Here is a 15,795-nt window from a genome sequence, read left to right as displayed (position 1 = left end):
ATTATGTAAACTTCTCAGCTACGGCCCCACTTATTGTCAAGCTGTTAGGGTATATCACGCTTGTTTGCGGGTGCGTGCGGCGAGCGTCGCCGCGCATGCCCGCGCCAGTTCCATAAAACCAGCGCTTCTCGCATACTTATATAAGTTGTATGAGTGCGAGAAAGGTGCCGGCAGCTCGACCTCAGGCAAGGAGTCTCCAAGTGAGAACTGCGTTCAAGATCTTCAAGCGCGACCTCAAGCGAATCCTCGTGAACCCGGTCGCCATCGTCATCGCCATCGGCGTGGCGATCATCCCCTCCCTCTACGCCTGGTTCAACATCCTGGCGAACTGGGACCCCTATGAGAACACCTCGACCGTGCCCATCGCCGTCGTCATCGAGGACGAGGGCGCAGACATCGGCGACATGGGCTACATCAACGCCGGCGACATGATCGAGGACCAGCTCAAGGAGAACGACCAGCTGGCCTGGACCTTCGTAGACTCCGAGGACGAGGCGCTCGACGGCGTCAAGGCGGGCACCTACTACGCCGCCTTCGTCGTGCCGAGCGACTTCACCGCCTCGCTGGGAGACATCCTCGATGGCGACACCAACCAGGCGCACATCACCTACTACGTGAACGAGAAGGTCAACGCCATCTCGCCCAAGGTCACCGACACGGGCGCCACCACCCTCGAGAACCAGATCGCCAACCAGTTCGTCGAGACGGCCTCGCAGACCATCGTCGAGAAGGTCTCGGCCCTCTCCGGCTCCATGCTCGACGCCACCAACAACGCCGTGGCCACCGCCGCGGGCGACCTCACCGACGTCCAGAACCTGCTCACGGGCCTTACCGGCGACCTCGACGGCGCGCAGGGCCTCATCAGCGAGGCTCGCGGCACCATCTCGAGCGCCCGCTCCACCCTCTCGCAGGTGAGCGGCTCCACAACCTCGCTCTCAGACGCCCTGGGCCAGTCGATGGACACGCTCTCCACCACCCGCATGCAGGCGCAGGCCCTGGGCGCGCAGCTCTCGAGCGCGTTGGGCACCGGCGTCACGAGCGTCACGGGCATCTCGAGCCAGGCCAACTACGACATCGGCCAGATCTGCGGCAACATCGGCTGGGCGCAGGGCCAGCTCGACGGTGCCATCTCGCAGGCGGGCGCCCTGGGCGGCTCTACCCTCTCCACCGTGCGTGCTCAGCTCGTGAGCGTGCGCGATAAGGTTAACACCGCCATCCCCGACGGCACCCCCGGCAAGGCCGACGCCCTCGCAAGCCTCGACTCGGCCATCGCCGCTCTCGACGGCGTCACCGGCGACCTCTCGGGCAAGCTCGACGGCCTGCAGCAGACCTCCGACGCCATCAAGGCCGGCAACGACGCCGTGAGGAACCTCTCGGACAGCGTGAACGACGCCGTCCAGAGCAGCGCCAAGACGCTCAACGACCTCCAGGGCACGCTCGCCACCACCACGATGCCGGCCCTCTCCAACTCGCTCGACGCCTTTGCTGACGCCGGTGGCCAACTGCAGGGTCTCTCGCGCTCGCTTGCCCCCATGCTCACGCAGGTGGACGCCACGCTGGGCCAGCTCGACAGCATGCTTGCCCAGAGCTCAGACGCCCTCTCCAAGACCTCCGCGGCCGTGAGCTACGCCGCAGACGGCGTGGGGACGCTCGCGGCAGACACCGCGGCCCTGCAGAGCGCCGAGACCATGAAGCTCCTCAAGGACGCCATGGGCCTCGACGCCGAGCAGGTGGGCCAGTTCATGGGCTCGCCCGTCGAGATGGTCTCGCAGCCGATCTTCCCGGTCGAGAACTACGGCAGCGGCGTCACGCCGTTCTACACCAACCTCGCCCTGTGGGTGGGTGGCATCGTGCTCGTCGCCATCTACAAGCTTGAGGTCGACGACGAGGGCATCGGCTCGTTCAAGCCATGGCAGGGCTTCTTTGGCCGCTGGCTGCTCATGAACCTCATCGGACAGATCCAGGCTATCATCTGCTGCGTGGGTGACATCCTGCTGGGCATCCAGTGCCTGAACCCGGTGGCCTTCGTGTTTGCCGGCATGGTCGAGAGCTTCGTCTACGTCTTTGTGGTCTACGCGCTCTCCGTGGCGTTCAAGCACATCGGCAAGGCGCTCGCCGTCCTCATCGTCATCCTACAGATCCCGGGCGGCTCGGGCACCTACCCCATCGAGATGCAGCCCGACTTCTTCAAGGCCATTCACCCGTGGCTGCCCTTCACCTACGGCATCAACGCGATGCGCGAGGCCATCGCGGGCTTCTACGGCGGCTACTACGGCTTTAACCTCGCGATGGTGCTCGTCTTCCTCATCCCAGCCGTGTTCATCGGCGTCACGGCGCGCAGGCACCTGCTCAACATCAACGCCCTTTTCGACCGCAAGCTGGGCGAGACGGACCTCATGATCTCGGAGCGCACGGGCCTCGAGGGCGCACACTTCCGCCTGTCGACCATAGTCAAGGTCATCCTGCACTCGGCCGACTACAAGCAGACCTTCCTCGAGCGCGCGGCGAAGTTCGAGCTCATGTACCCCACCCTCATCAAGCGTGGGTTCGCGGCCCTCATCTGGTTCCCGCTGCTCATGCTGGTGCTGGTGTTTGTGACGCCGTTCAAGTTTGCCCTGCTCATCGCCTGGATCATGTCGCTCGTCGTCATCTGCACGTTCCTCATCGTGGTGGAGTACTTCCACTCCCGCGTGGCCGAGAAGACCACCCTCGCCGACATGACGCGCGAGGACCTCTTTGCCCTGCTCGACGACGAGCTGCGCCAGGAGTTCATGGCCTTCGCGCCCATCGACAAGATCTTGCTCGAGCGCAAAACCGACGCGCCTGCCGCCCCCATCCCGCACGACGCAGACGGGCCCCTGAGCCCCGCCGCCGCGTGGCACGCCGTGAGTCTCACGGACGATGCCGAGGTCAGCGAGGAGCGCAGCGCAGACAACGCCAATGCACACGACGGATCCGAGAAGGGAGGCGAGGCGTAGGATGTCCAAGATCTTCCAGCTCATCAAGCGCGACCTGTCGAGCATCCGCGGTAACGTCATCGCCCTCGTGGTACTCGTGGGCATGATCGTGGTGCCCACCTTCTACGCCTGGTTCAACATCGCGGGTTCCTGGGACCCCTACGGCAACACCGCCAACCTCAAGGTGGCCGTAGCCAACTCCGACAAGGGCTTTAGCTCGGACATCCTGCCCATCGAGCTCAACTTTGGCGAGCACGTCGTGGCAGACCTGCGCAAATCGACCTCCATTGGTTACACCGTGACGACCGAGCAGGAGGCCATCGAGGGCGTGCGCTCCGGCGAGTACTACGCCGCCGTGGTGATTCCCGAGGACTTCTCGACCGACATGATGACGGCGCTGTCGTCCAACCCGGTGAAGCCGCAGGTCAAGTTCTATCAGAACGAGAAGAGCAACGCGATTGCCCAGATCGTGACCAACAAGGCGAGCACCGCCATCGAGAGTGACATCGACGCCTCGTTCGCCGAGTCCGTGACCACCGTGGGCTCGGGCGCGCTCGAGCAGCTGGGCGGCGTCCTCGACGGCGACAAGCTCTCCGAGGTGGCCGACAAGCTCGACGACGCCATCTCGCGCGGCTGCGACACGCTCGCCTCGACCGCGAGCGACATCCGCGGCTTTGCCGACATCCTCTCCTCCACGCAGGGCCTGCTCGACTCCGGCTCGGGCTCGTTCTCGAGCTCGCTGTCCTCCACCCTCGACGTAAGCGGCACCCTGCAGGCGACGGCGAGCAACGTGCGCGACCTCGGCAACGCCCTCGACGGCACCACCGACTCGCTGAACGACGCCCTGGCGAGCAGCGCCGGCAGCATCGACTCGGTGGGCAGCGCCATCGACGCCGCGCTCGATGCGGCCGACAAGCCCACGAGCGATCTGAGGGACGCCCTGGGCCGCGCGGCAGACCTCGCCACGAGCAACGCCACCAAGCTGAGTGACCTCGCCGCCAAGCTCGACAACACCGCCGCCTCGGCCTCCACCGCAATGGACAACATCGACGCACAGCGTCAGGCCCTCGACCCCACCGCCGCCGACTACGCCATCCGCTACGAGGCCCTCACCCGGGCCTACAACGCGGCCGCGAGCCTGCGCGACCAAGCCACCGAGAACGCCAAGCGCCTGCGCACTTCCGCAGACGAGATGACCACGCTCGCGACCAAGCTTGGAGAGGCACAGACCAACATCGACAGCGTGCGCAACAACACCGAGCAGGTGCGCGACGAGCTCAAGAGCGCCGTCGAGACCGCCAAGGCAGGTATCGGCCAGGTCCAGGGCACCTACGAGGCAGACCTCAAGGGCACGCTCGCGACGCTTGCGGGGCAGATCTCCGAGGCGTCCTCGGGTGCCGACGCCATTGTAGCGAGCCTCGATGACACGCTCGGCTCCGTGGGCTCGACGGCCAGCGCTGCCGCCTCGACGCTCGGCGACGCCACGAGCTCGCTCAACAGCACCGCAGACGCCCTCGAGAAGGCCGCTGGCCAGCTCTCCAACCTGCACACGAGCCTGCGCGCCGCGCTCGACTCCGATGACCTGCAGCAGGTACGCGACATCCTCACGGCCAACCCCACCTCGCTTGCCGAGTTCATCTCCTCGCCCGTCTCGGTCGACCGCACGCCCCTCTATGCCATCGAGAACAACGGCAGCGCCATGGCGCCCTTCTACACGACGCTCGCCATCTGGATTGGCGGCGTGGTGCTCGCGGCTCTGGTTAAGACCAACCCGAGCGAGAAGATCGCCGAGGAGTTGGGGCTCAACCCCACGCAGGGCTATCTCGCCCGTCTCTTTCTCTTTGCGCTGGTGGGTCTGCTGCAGAGCTCGCTCATCTGCGCCGGCGACCTCTACTTCCTGGGCACGCAGTGCGCCAATCCCCTGCTGTTCTTTGTGGCCTGCTGGGTCGCGAGCTTCACGTTCGTGAACATCATCTACGCGCTCACGGCGTCGTTTGGCGACGTGGGCAAGGCCATCGCCGTTGTGCTCATGGTCATCCAGGTAGCGGGCTCGGGCGGCACGTTCCCGATGCAGATGCTTCCCCAGGCCTTCCAGGCGATCTATCCGTTCCTGCCCTTTGTCCACGCCGAAAACGCAATGCGCGCCGCGATGTTTGGTCTCTACGGCAACGACTTCTGGACCTGCCTGGGCACGCTCGCGCTGTTCATCATTCCGTCGCTTTTGCTGGGCCTCGTGTTGAGGCGTCCTATCATCCACCTCAACGAGTGGGTCGAGAAGAAGCTCGAGAGCACCAAGATCATGTAGCGGAGCCTAGCCGGTCGTGTTGCCTCGAGACGCGAACGGCACATACGCACGCCAACGGGCGCCAGCGACCAATCGTGTCGCTGGCGCCCCGTTTCTTTGCGGCTCGATATGGTCCGTCTTCTTTGAGGTAGACAGAGTCAGCTAATAGCAATATATGGCCGCTGGCAACTACGCCAGAGTCGGTCGTTTGCTGCAAACTGACGGCGGCGGCGTTTATTGCCCCATACACAATGAACTGCTTGGTCTACCCAATGAATGAGAGGTCAAGCTCGGCAGGCTCGCCGCCGCGAACGCCCAGCAGCAGGTACTCGTGGTTGCCCTTGGCGCCCGTGATAGCGCTCTCGCAGCAGCCCGCCACGGCAAGGCTAGCCTCATTGAGGCCCTGAGCCACGCGTTCCACGCAGGCGCGACGCACCTCGGGGCGGCGCACGACGCCGCCCTCCCCCACGTCCTCGCGAGCCGCCTCGAATTGCGGCTTCACCAGGGTAAGAAAACGCCCCTGCGGGCCCAAAAGCTCGCAGACGGCGGGCAGAATCGTCATGACCGAGGTAAACGACACGTCGCACACGGCCAGGTCATAGCTCCCACGGTTCTCGGCGGTGGGAACGTCGACGATGTTGGTGCGCTCGAGCAAGGTCACGCGCTCGTCCTGGCGCAGCGACCAGTCAAACTGCGCATAGCCAACATCGACAGACGTAACGTGAGCGGCCCCGCGAGAGAGCAGGCAATCGGTAAAGCCACCGGTTGAGCAGCCCACGTCAACGCAGGTAAGACCGGTAGGGTCAACACCAAAGAATTCGAGGCCGCGCTCGAGCTTAAGCCCGCCGCGGCTCACATAGGGAAGCGAACCGCGCACATGCAGCTCACAGCCGGGACGCACTTGCGTCCCGGCGCTGGTATAACGCATTGAAGGTCCCGAGACGTCGCCGGCCATAACGGCACGCATCGCGTCGTCGCGAGACCTAAAGTACCCCTGGGCAACGAGCTCCTCGTCGAGCCTACGCTTGCCCAAGGCTATTTGCCCTCGGAAGCAACAGTCGAGGAGTCGCCCTGCTCAGCGGCGTCGGAGCCGTTGGTCGAGACAGCATCGCCGTCCTCGGCGAAAGGAGAGGAATCGTCGCCTTCCCCCACAGGCTCGGCCAGGCGCTCGCGCTCCTCCGGCGAGAAGGCGGCCTTATCGACCAGGTCAACGGCACGCGTGCCCAGAGCGATGGCCTCGTCGAAAAGGTCGAGCGAGCGCTCGAGCGACGTGTTCTTGTCGCGCACGGCGCCAATGATCTCGTCGAGGCGCTGAGTCACGTCTGAGAAGCGCTCGTATCCCGAGGTGTCTGGACCCTTGGCCATCTGAGCTACTCGCCCTCGTTGGCCCAGGAGGGCACGTCGTCAGACGAAGAGCCAACGGAAGCGCCCTGCTCGGCGGCAGACTCGTTCTCATAGCCGTAGCCATCATCGTAGGCGGCGTTCTCGGCCTCCTGGCGAGCTCGCTCCTCGGCCTCGCGGGCAGAACGCTCAGCGGCCTCGGCGGCCTCCTTGGCAGCTCGCTCGCGGGCCACGGCCACAACGTCAACGCCCTCGTCGAGCTGGGCGGCGATGCGGCCGAGGATGCCGTTCACGAAGCGAGACGACTCATCGGAGCTACCAAAGTCCTTGGCGAGCTCAACGCACTCATCGATGCTCACCGAGACGGGCACCTCATCGTTGTGGAGCATCTCGTACAGGGAGATGCGCAGCAGGTTGCGGTCAGTCGCAGACATGCGCGAGAGGCTCCAGTTGCGCGTGGCGCCAGAGAGCACGTGGTCGAGGTCGCTGCGGCACTCGTCGGCACCGCGAGCGAGGAACTCGCCGTACTCGTCGAGCGGGCCGGGATCAACCGCGTACTCGCCAGCGAGCACGTCAGCGACGGAACGGCCACAGGCCTCGGCCTGGAACATGAGCTGCAGCGCCTGGCAACGGGCCAGCGTGCGCCCACCGATGTGGTGAGAACGAGAAGACAAGGCTACTCCTTGGGGAAGACGAGTTCGTCGATGCAGACGTCGATGCTCGAGACGCGCACGCCAATCTGGGCGTCGACGGCGGTGGCAACGGCCTCGCGCACGTCGGCGGCAAGCTTGGTGAACGGGTAGCCAAAGAAGACGGCGAGCCTCACAGTGATGGCAAGGGAGTCGTCCTCGGCAACCGTGGCCTCGACGGCATTGGTCGTCGGCTGGGGCTTGGAGGTCAGCATGGCGATGATGCCGCTCGCGATGTCCTTGCCGTAGACGGAGGCAACGCCCTCGACCTTCTCGGCCGCACCGCTCACGATCGTGGTGATGACGCTCTTGGAAACGCCCATGCCGGCGATTCTCAGCTCATTGCTCATGTCTGCCCCTTTCGAGGTGAATGAGCCCGCGCGCCGGATTGACGCGCGGGCAAGTGACGGGTGAAGCTAGACGCGGGCGACGAACTTGCCCTCGCGGGTGTCAACCTTGATGACGTCGCCCTCGTTGAGGTACATCGGGACCTGGATGACGGCGCCAGTCTCGATGGTGGCAGGCTTGCCACCGCCCTGGACGGTGTCGCCCTTGAAGCCCGGGTCGGTCTTCGTAATCTCAGCCTCGATGAACATGGGAGGCTGGACGGTCAGCAGGTCGTCATCGGCGTACATGAGCTGGCAGGTATCGTTCTCCTTGAGCCACTTGTAGTTCTCGCCGATGAAGTCCGTGGACACGGGAATCTGCTCGTAGGTGTCCATATCCATGAAGTAGTAGTTGTCGCCGTCATTGTAGAGGTACTGCATCTCCTTGGTGGAGAGCATGACGGAGTCGAACTTGGAGCCGGCGTTGCAGGTCTGGTCGCCGATAACGCGGCCGGAGCGCAGATCCTTGATCTTGTAGCGAACGAAGGCGCCGCCCTTGCCCGGCTTGACGTGCTGGAACTCAACGAGCGTATAGATCTTGTCCTTGATCTTGAGGCCCATGCCGTTCTTGAACTCGGCGGTGCTGATCTGCTGCATCTAAAGACTCTCTTCCTGTCTTGGCCCAACGGTGGCGGGCCACATACGTTCATGCATTTGGAAATTCTAGCATACCGAGCCTGTCGATTATGTGTAGCAGCAGCTACCAGCAGCAACGCACGCACGGGACGGACGGGCACGATTCCGCCCGAGATGGTTGAGAGAGACATGGCACTGGCCCCGCCAGTTAGAGCCTGCATTCGCAAGTGGCGAACGAAGGAGCGTCGAGCCCTCGTCAGGCATGACGCCACGGCATCCAGAGCGGGGACAAAAGACACGCCCCCTTGTCCCCGCTCCTCCATTGATGCAAGCAAGCACCCGCTTTTACGTGCTGGGAGGCTTCCTAGCACGTAAAAGCGGGTGCTCAAAGATTCGGACGCGTAAAAGCGGGTGCTCGATGGACCAGACGCGTAAAAGCGGGTGCTCGGTGGAGGCAGCAGTAGAACGATGGGCGCGGCAGGAGAAAAGCAGCGAGCGACCCCTATTTCTTGCGGTTCACGAGACTCTTGACGTTGCCCGGAATGCTCGCGACGCCGCGCTTGAGCACGCCAAAGAACGTGGGCGAGCGCACGAGCTTGTCGTCGCCGATGTGCTCGCGGATGGCGCGCAGCGTCTTCTTGTTGTCGCGCGTCGAGAACGAGAAGGCGTTGGTGTTAAGCGTGGTAAAGACGGCAAAGCGGGCAATCGTCTTGTCGTGGTTCATGACCGAGGCCGCGATGTGGTCGATGCACTCCCACGGAATCTGGATGTAGTCCTCGCGGTTGCGCTCGTTGTAGAACTCGAGTGCGCGGTCGCCTACCATCATGTCGCCATAGGTGGCGAGGCCCATGAAGGAGGTGGCCTTGATCGTGAGCTCGACCTTTGTGTTGAGTGACTGCGCCATGCGCCTCTCCTTGCCAAAGAGGGCGGGCCGCCCAGAGAACTGGAGGCGGCCCGCCCAGACTTACTTGTTGTGGCAACCGATTGCGCGGATGCCTCGCGAGCACATCTTACATGAAGCCGAGGAGACGGCCGATGATGCCCACGGCGAAGAGAGCCAGGATGATGACGATCGGGCTGACCTTCTTCTTGAGGAGCTTGCAGACCAGCAGGGTCAGGCACACGGCGGCAAGGCCGGGGATGAGCTGATCGAGGTTGGCCTGAAGCGTGGTGACCTTCATCTGATCAAGGGCGGTAGCACCGACGGAGTTGTACATCGTCAGCGCTTCCTTGATACCCTCGGAACCGGAAGGCAGGCTAGCCCAGTCGATAAAGGCGCCAGCAGACTGCTTGACCGTGGAGACGATCGGGGTGAAGGAAATGGACACCCAGCGCTCGACCAGGGCACCGATGATGAACATACCCAGGATGGAAGCGCCCTCGGTGACCTTGCCCATCAGACCACCGGAGAGGTCCTTGGCGATGGAGGAGCCGACCTTGTAGCCAAACTCCTGCGTGTACCACTCAAACGCCATACGAATGACGTTCCAGGCCACGAAGAACAGAATCGGGCCGAGGATGGAGCCGCCCAGCGCGAGGGACGCGCCGAGGGCGCCGAGAATCGGGCGCACAGTGAACCAGAACACGGGGTCACCAACGCCGGCCAGCGGGCCCATCATGCCAACCTTGACGCCCTGGATGGCGGCGTCGTCAACGGGAGCACCGTTGGCGCGCTCCTCCTCGAGGGCCAGGGTCACGCCGATAACCGGGCTGGAGACGTAGGGGTGCGTGTTGTAAAACTCGAGGTGACGCTTGAGGGCGGCAACCTGGTCTTCCTTGGCCGGGTAGAGCTTCTTGATCGCGGGGATCATCGAGTAGCACCAGCCGCCGTTCTGCATGCGCTCGTAGTTCCACGAGCCCTGCAGGAACTGATGACGCCACCAAACCTTCTTGCGGTCAGCAGAGGTAAGTTCGATCTTGTCCTGTGCCATGTCAGTCACTCTCCCTTCCTACTCGTAGTCGTTCAGGATGTCGCCGAGCGGGTCACCGGAGCCGCCGCCGTTACCACCCTGCTTGGCCATGTCCTTAAGGCCAAGGTAGATGAGGGCGAGCGAGATGCCGATGAGGCCAAGGGCGATGAGCGTGAGCTCGGAGATGGCGGCGAGGACGAAGCCGAGGATGAAGAACGGCCAGACCTCCTTGGTCGCCATCATGTTGATGACCATGGCGTAGCCGACTGCGGCGACCATGCCACCGCCGACGGCCATGCCGCCGGACAGCCAAGCGGGCATAGCGTTGAGGGCGCTGGTGACGGCCTCAGCAGGAATGACGCAGAGCAGCGCGGCCGGAATGGCAATACGAACACCCTGCATCAGGATGGCAACAACCTGCCAGACCTCGATGCCCTTGAAGTCGCCCTTCTCGGCGCAGGCGTCCATCGCGTGGACGATGGCGGTGGCGAGGGTACGGCAGATCATCGTAAGGAACAGGCCAGCGACGGACAGCGGGATGGCCAGGGCCACGGAGGTGTTGATCGCGGTCTGGGCGTCGGCGTTGCCACCGTTGAGGGCCAGCACCATGAGGATGGCGGAGGCGACGGAGGCGAGAGCGGCGTCCGGGGCAACGGCAGCGCCGATGTTGGCCCAGCCAAGGGCAATCATCTGAAGCTGGCCGCCGAGGATGATGCCCTCCTGCAGGTGACCACTAACGAGGCCAATGAGCGTGCAGGCCACCAGAGGCTGGTGGAACTCAAACTCGTCGAGAATACCCTCCATACCAGCCAGGAGGGCAACAATGACGATGAGAATGATCGTGATTGGAGACATGAGTCAAACCCTCCCTTACTTCTGAGCGGCCAGATCGGCCTTTACCTTCTTGAGCATGGCGTCAATGTTCTCGGAGCTGTCGGACGGAACCTTGCGGACCTCGAACTCAACGCCGAGGCTCTTGAGCTCCTCGATCGCCTTGACGTCGTCGGCGCCCATGGCGACGGCGTTGGTCACGACGACCTTGCCCACGGAGTGCGCCATCGAGCCGATGTTGACCTTCTTGATGTCGACACCGCCCTTGATGGCAGCAAGCAGATCCTGGGGGTTCTCGAAGAGAAGCATGACCTTGGTAGCACCAAAGCGCGGATCCTTCGTGACCTCGATCATCTTGCTGATGGGCACGACGTTGGCCGGAACTCCCGGGGGCGCGGCCTGCTCGATCATCGTCTTGCGCAGGTCGTCGTGGGCGACGCCATCGGAGACGACGATGATGCGGTCAGGGGCGATCGTCTTGGTCCACGTCGTGGCAACCTGGCCGTGAAGCAGGCGCGTGTCGATGCGGACGTGAGCGATCTTGATGTGACCGTCACCAAGGACCGTACCCGGGGCAATGGCGCCAGCCTTGGCAACCGGAGCCGCAGCCGCAGCCGCGGGCTCGAGCGCCTCGGGAAGGACGCGCACGCCCTTGCGACCCTCGCCAACCAGGTGAGCCGCGATCTCATGCGCGGTCTTCGACGCATCCATGCGCGCCGAGTAGGCCTCGATGAGCATCGGCAGGTTCAGACCCGTGACGATGGCCCAGGTGTCGTGACCCTTGATGAGGGCGCTCGTCTGGTTGAACGGCGTGCCTCCCCAAAGGTCAACCAGGAACAGGACCTGCTCCTGGTCCTCGAGTTGGCTTACCGCCTCCTCGAGCTTGGCCCTGAAGTCATCAGGACCCATGGAGGGCTCGAGGCTCACGACCGCGACGTTCTCCTGGTCACCAAAGACCATGGAGCCCGTCTGCCGGACGCCCGCCGCAAGCTCGCCATGACTTGCTAGGACAATCCCTACCATTCCTACCTCCCATGCAGTAATGGGGTAAACGAACGGGACAGGAGAAATAATAAGTGGATGGGCGTGAGTTGTGGACAAATCGTTTGTCAACGGTGGTTTTTTAGTTGGTTCAATCTTTAATATCGTGCGCATATATAATGCGCACCGTTTCCACTATGTAATCGAAATACTTACCAAAATAGGCTGCTTATACGGATAAGTATTGACCACATAACGTTACCGGTAGGTAATCTGCAAAACATAACGCTACCGTTCATCGATTATTTTGGCAAGTTAGAAGAAAGGCACCGGGCAATTGGCAATATCGCCATGCGCCCGGTGCCTTTTGTCAAGAAGTCGATATGCCTTCTTGACCAAACAATGAGCTAGAACTAGCAGGGAATGACGGTGAGCTCGTGCGGGGACTCGGTGAAGGGCTCGTAGCCGTCCTCGGTGACCAGGCCAAAGTCCTCGAGGCGAATACCAAACTTGCCCGGCAGGTAGATGCCCGGCTCGATGGTAATGACCGCGCCCGCGGGGATGGGCTCGGTGTTGCGGCGGTTGAAGTTGGGTTCCTCGTGGATCTCGACGCCCACGCCGTGGCCCAGGCCGTGCTTGTAGTAGTCGCCGTAGCCGGCGTCGCTGATGACCTTGACCGAGTGGTCGTAGACGTCCTTGCCGATGACGCCCGCACAGGCCATGGCGGCGCACTCCTCATGGGCCTGGCGCACGACGCCATAGACGTGGCGCTGCTCCTCGGAGGGCTCGCCCACGCACACGGTACGCGTCATGTCGGCGTGGTAGTCGGCCACGGTGGCGCCGTAGTCCATGACGATCATGTCGCCCTTCTCGACCACGCGCGGGCCCGGCTGGGCGTGCGGGTTGGCGCCGTTGGGGCCGCTCGCGATGATCGTGCCAAACGACAGGCCGTCGGCGCCATGGGAGAGCATGTAGTTCTCGAGCTCGGCGCGGATCTGCTGCTCGGTGACGCCCGGCTTGATGTAGCCGCAGATGTGGCGGAAGGCGGCATCGGTCACGCGCTGGGCGGCACGCATGAGCTCGACCTCCTCGGCATCCTTGACGGCACGGGCGCGGATGAGGTCGCCGTGCAGGCGCGGCAGGGCGGGCGCCACAGAGCGGGCGGCGAGGGCAACCTGAAGGGCGTCGTAGAACTCGAGCGTGCAGGTGTCCTCGACGGCCACGACGCGGGCGCGGGCCTCGACGATGCGGTCGGCCGCCCACTCCTCGGCGCCAACGATCGTCTGGTCGAGCTCCCAGGCGGTGTCCGCGCCCAGGCGCTCGCAGAAGGTGTTGTAATAGCGCGAGTCTGTGTGGAGCATCTGGCGCGTGGGCGTGATGACGGCGGTGTGGGCCACCTCGTCGTCGAACGTGCGCTCGCAGCCGGTGAGCCAGCGCAGGTCCGGGTTGTTGCGCAGAATCACGGCGTCATAGCCGCGCTCCTCCATGATGGCGCGCAGCTTCGCCACGCGCACGGCACATGCCTTCTCGTCTGCCATGTCTGTCCTTTCGACGAATGGGACAATAGGTGCCTGGCATCTATTGTCCCAGGTATGGGAACCAAAGTAAGAATGCGTGGCGAGAGGAGCGGCTCTCTCGCCTTGGGCGCGGCGTTAGGCCTCGCGGGCGCGGCGGCGGGCCAGCTTACGGCGCGACTTGCACCAGGCACCCAGGTGCTCGGCGATCATGTCGTCCTCGAGCGAAGTGAAGCGCACGCGGCCAAAGCCGAGCGGCAGCGGGATCATGCAGCGGTTCGAGCGCTGAAGCTCGTCTGCCTTGAGCGCGGCGGCGAGTTCGACGGGGTCGAGCGCGCAGGCGACCTCGGCAAGGCCGAACTTCTCGAGCAGGGCGTCCTGGGTGAACACGAAGTCGACCAAGGCCTCATCGGGCGCCTGGCGTGCGGCGGCAAGGCGGGCCGAGATGCGCAGTGCCTCGGCGAAGAGGCGCGCGGTGCCGGGCCTCTCCTCGACGAGGAAGCGCTCGTCGGCGGCAGGGGCGCCGTCGAAGGCGCGCTCGAGGGCACGGCCCACGCAGCGGCCGTAGAGGATGCCCTGACGCATGGCGAGGGCACTCGAGGAGGCCACGCGGGCGCGCGCCTTCGTGACGTCGAGGATGGCGTCGACGAGCTCGGCCTCGCGGGCCGCGATGATGCCGTCGGCGCGGACGCACAGCTCGGAGAAGGAGTTCTCCCCCGCCGCGACGCAGCCGGCGACCATCACGGCGCGACCCATGAGCTCGCCATCCGCGTCGCGGCCCGCAGCCATGACCGAAGGGTCGCAGATGGCGAAGCGCGCGTTGCCGCGGCACGAGAGCATCTCAGGCGCGCCGGGGGCGTCGATGGCGCGTGGCGTCACGGTGACGTCGACCGCGCCGTCGAGCGTCGTGGGAACGGCCACGACGGGCGAGCCGGTGTGCCAGGTGGCCCCGGCGAAGATCGCGGCGGAGATGACGTCGGCGTCGCCCACGACGACAACCGGGTCGTCGGCCGTAACGCGCGCCCCACTCATTGCCTCGTAGAGGTGCTGCACGCAGGCAAGGCTGCGGCTCGCGCGGCCCGCCACGGCGCTCGTGATGCTCACGGTAAAGCCCTGGTCGACGAGCAGCCTGCGGCAGCGCTCGACCAGCTCGGCGTCGGCGTCCTCGCCCTGGACGAGAAGGGCGCGGCAGGGCTTGCCGGCCGCGATCTTGGCAGCCTGGCCCAGCTGCTCGAGGGCGCCCGTACCCACGCGCATGTCGCACGAGCCCGTACGCATCACGATGGACTGGCGGCGCACGACAGGCGCCGGCTCGGGCGCAGCAGCCGGCGCCTCGGGCTGCTCGGACACCTTAGCCTCGCTCGTCTCGTCACTCATAGCAGTCCCCTTTCCCAGAGCAGCCCCGCCACGTCATAGGCAACCTGCTCGAACGTCTTTCCAGAGATAGAAACGCGGTAGTCGGCCGCCTCCTCGTAGAGCGGGCGGCGGTGCGCGTAGAGCGCGCGGGCGTGCTCGAGGTCTCCCAGGTCCGGGCGCTTCTCGGGCCGGCGGATCTGGCGCAACGAGTCCTCGAGAGTGCCGTCGAGATAGACGATGCTGCCCATCTCGTGCATGATGCGGGCGTTATCGGGCCCCTCGACGATGCCGCCGCCGCAACTCACCAGCAGGCTCTGGCGGCTCCTCAGGCTCTCGAGCGAGCGCGTCTCGGCACGGCGGAAGGCCGCCTCACCACGCGTCTCGAAGATGCGCGCCACGCTCTCGTGCAGCTCGCGCTCGACCATGCGGTCGACGTCGACGAACGAGCGATGGAACATGTTGCCGAGGTTGCGCGCGACCGTCGTCTTGCCGGCACCGAGAAAACCGATGAAGAAGACGTGGTCACAGCCGCGGTGGCCAAGACCCGCGCTGTCCTTGTCCATGTGTGAGGCCACCTCCCCCGCTCGCAAAGAGCACTGCCGGCACCCGTGACGGCGAGCCGGCAGTACGACCACAGCAATACATGAGATTCTAGCGCAGCGAGGGCGCAAGACCTATTGGACAAGCCTGCCAAGAAGCGCAGCGAGGGCGCACGACCTAACGGAGGAGGGCCACGACGAACGCGCAGGCGAACGCGAGCGTGAGCCACGGCGCCATGGCGAAGGTGCGCTCGCGACGGATACAGGCATAGAGTGCCCCGCCCAGGCACGCGGCAGCCAGGGCTGGCACCACCCACCAGCCCAGTGCGCACGCCCAGGCGGCCATGTACTTGACGTCGCCAAGCCCCAGGCCCACCCACCCCCAGACCGCGCGGTAGGCGCCCACGGCGGCCACGCCAAGCAGCAGCCTG

General features: G+C 64.5%; 14 protein-coding genes and 1 pseudogene. 2 read left to right on the top strand and 13 right to left on the bottom strand.

Going from position 1 to position 15,795, the window contains the following annotated elements; translation table 11 throughout:
- The first annotated feature begins 200 nt into the window (after positions 1–200).
- Together Q3866_RS06290 and Q3866_RS06285 are read left to right on the top strand one after the other, a co-directional pair.
- Positions 201–2,978 carry a YhgE/Pip domain-containing protein gene (locus Q3866_RS06290; RefSeq protein ID WP_301830452.1) on the top strand — a complete coding sequence of 926 codons (2,778 nt, stop codon included), beginning with the start codon at positions 201–203 and terminating at the stop codon, positions 2,976–2,978.
- Between the two features lies 1 nt (position 2,979).
- Positions 2,980–5,262, top strand: a complete 2,283-nt coding sequence (locus Q3866_RS06285) for a YhgE/Pip domain-containing protein (RefSeq protein WP_301830450.1) — start codon at positions 2,980–2,982, stop codon at positions 5,260–5,262.
- A 244-nt stretch (positions 5,263–5,506) separates the two neighbouring features.
- Here the strand turns inward: Q3866_RS06285 and Q3866_RS06280 are convergent, their stop codons facing one another.
- The 13 genes and pseudogenes from Q3866_RS06280 to Q3866_RS06220 form a co-directional block, all read right to left on the bottom strand.
- Positions 5,507–6,274, bottom strand: coding sequence for a TlyA family RNA methyltransferase (locus tag Q3866_RS06280; protein WP_301830448.1), 768 nt, complete (start codon positions 6,272–6,274; stop codon positions 5,507–5,509).
- A gap of 2 nt (positions 6,275–6,276) precedes the next feature.
- Positions 6,277–6,606 carry an exodeoxyribonuclease VII small subunit gene (locus Q3866_RS06275; protein ID WP_293673424.1) on the bottom strand — a complete coding sequence of 110 codons (330 nt, stop codon included), beginning with the start codon at positions 6,604–6,606 and terminating at the stop codon, positions 6,277–6,279.
- 5 nt (positions 6,607–6,611) lie between these two features.
- On the bottom strand, positions 6,612–7,256 hold the full coding sequence (nusB, locus tag Q3866_RS06270; RefSeq protein WP_301830447.1) for a transcription antitermination factor NusB: 645 nt from the start codon (positions 7,254–7,256) through the stop codon (positions 6,612–6,614).
- A 2-nt stretch (positions 7,257–7,258) separates the two neighbouring features.
- Positions 7,259–7,621 (bottom strand): Asp23/Gls24 family envelope stress response protein, encoded by a 363-nt coding sequence (locus tag Q3866_RS06265; protein ID WP_293673422.1) that lies wholly within the window; start codon positions 7,619–7,621, stop codon positions 7,259–7,261.
- 66 nt (positions 7,622–7,687) lie between these two features.
- Positions 7,688–8,254, bottom strand: a complete 567-nt coding sequence (gene efp, locus Q3866_RS06260; protein ID WP_293673421.1) for an elongation factor P — start codon at positions 8,252–8,254, stop codon at positions 7,688–7,690.
- Positions 8,255–8,735: 481 nt separating this feature from the next.
- Positions 8,736–9,137, bottom strand: a complete 402-nt coding sequence (locus Q3866_RS06255) for a DUF956 family protein (protein ID WP_293673420.1) — start codon at positions 9,135–9,137, stop codon at positions 8,736–8,738.
- A gap of 106 nt (positions 9,138–9,243) precedes the next feature.
- A complete protein-coding gene (locus tag Q3866_RS06250; RefSeq protein WP_301830444.1) occupies positions 9,244–10,164 on the bottom strand; it encodes a PTS system mannose/fructose/sorbose family transporter subunit IID in 921 nt (306 codons plus the stop codon).
- 18 nt (positions 10,165–10,182) lie between these two features.
- Positions 10,183–10,998, bottom strand: coding sequence for a PTS mannose/fructose/sorbose transporter subunit IIC (locus Q3866_RS06245; RefSeq protein ID WP_301830442.1), 816 nt, complete (start codon positions 10,996–10,998; stop codon positions 10,183–10,185).
- A gap of 15 nt (positions 10,999–11,013) precedes the next feature.
- A complete protein-coding gene (locus Q3866_RS06240) occupies positions 11,014–11,997 on the bottom strand; it encodes a PTS sugar transporter subunit IIB (protein ID WP_301830441.1) in 984 nt (327 codons plus the stop codon).
- A gap of 371 nt (positions 11,998–12,368) precedes the next feature.
- Positions 12,369–13,493 (bottom strand): Xaa-Pro peptidase family protein, encoded by a 1,125-nt coding sequence (locus tag Q3866_RS06235; protein WP_301830439.1) that lies wholly within the window; start codon positions 13,491–13,493, stop codon positions 12,369–12,371.
- Positions 13,494–13,607: 114 nt separating this feature from the next.
- Positions 13,608–14,846 carry a hypothetical protein gene (locus Q3866_RS06230; RefSeq protein WP_301830436.1) on the bottom strand — a complete coding sequence of 413 codons (1,239 nt, stop codon included), beginning with the start codon at positions 14,844–14,846 and terminating at the stop codon, positions 13,608–13,610.
- Entirely contained in the window at positions 14,843–15,388 is a 546-nt protein-coding gene (locus Q3866_RS06225; protein WP_293826637.1) for a shikimate kinase, read from the bottom strand. The genes Q3866_RS06230 and Q3866_RS06225 overlap by 4 nt, the downstream gene beginning before the upstream one ends.
- Positions 15,389–15,542: 154 nt before the next feature.
- A pseudogene (locus tag Q3866_RS06220) lies at positions 15,543–15,795 on the bottom strand (hypothetical protein); the annotation flags it as partial.

Source organism: uncultured Parolsenella sp. (assembly GCF_958346945.1).
In the GTDB taxonomy this organism is placed as follows: Bacteria; Actinomycetota; Coriobacteriia; order Coriobacteriales; family Atopobiaceae; genus Parolsenella.
Note: the sequence above shows the minus strand (reverse complement) of the source record. Positions and strands in the feature narration are given on the sequence as shown.

Bases quoted from the DNA above. Each gene is read 5' to 3' on its own strand.
- Q3866_RS06265 (WP_293673422.1), bottom strand. From the start codon at position 7,621: ATGAGCAATGAGCTGAGAATCGCCGGCATGGGCGTTTCCAAGAGCGTC.
- Q3866_RS06250 (WP_301830444.1), bottom strand. From the start codon at position 10,164: ATGGCACAGGACAAGATCGAACTTACCTCTGCTGACCGCAAGAAGGTT.
- Q3866_RS06240 (WP_301830441.1), bottom strand. From the start codon at position 11,997: ATGGTAGGGATTGTCCTAGCAAGTCATGGCGAGCTTGCGGCGGGCGTC.
- Q3866_RS06245 (WP_301830442.1), bottom strand. From the start codon at position 10,998: ATGTCTCCAATCACGATCATTCTCATCGTCATTGTTGCCCTCCTGGCT.
- Q3866_RS06285 (WP_301830450.1), top strand. From the start codon at position 2,980: ATGTCCAAGATCTTCCAGCTCATCAAGCGCGACCTGTCGAGCATCCGC.
- Q3866_RS06255 (WP_293673420.1), bottom strand. From the start codon at position 9,137: ATGGCGCAGTCACTCAACACAAAGGTCGAGCTCACGATCAAGGCCACC.
- Q3866_RS06225 (WP_293826637.1), bottom strand. From the start codon at position 15,388: ATGGACAAGGACAGCGCGGGTCTTGGCCACCGCGGCTGTGACCACGTC.
- Q3866_RS06275 (WP_293673424.1), bottom strand. From the start codon at position 6,606: ATGGCCAAGGGTCCAGACACCTCGGGATACGAGCGCTTCTCAGACGTG.
- Q3866_RS06230 (WP_301830436.1), bottom strand. From the start codon at position 14,846: ATGAGTGACGAGACGAGCGAGGCTAAGGTGTCCGAGCAGCCCGAGGCG.
- Q3866_RS06235 (WP_301830439.1), bottom strand. From the start codon at position 13,493: ATGGCAGACGAGAAGGCATGTGCCGTGCGCGTGGCGAAGCTGCGCGCC.
- efp (WP_293673421.1), bottom strand. From the start codon at position 8,254: ATGCAGCAGATCAGCACCGCCGAGTTCAAGAACGGCATGGGCCTCAAG.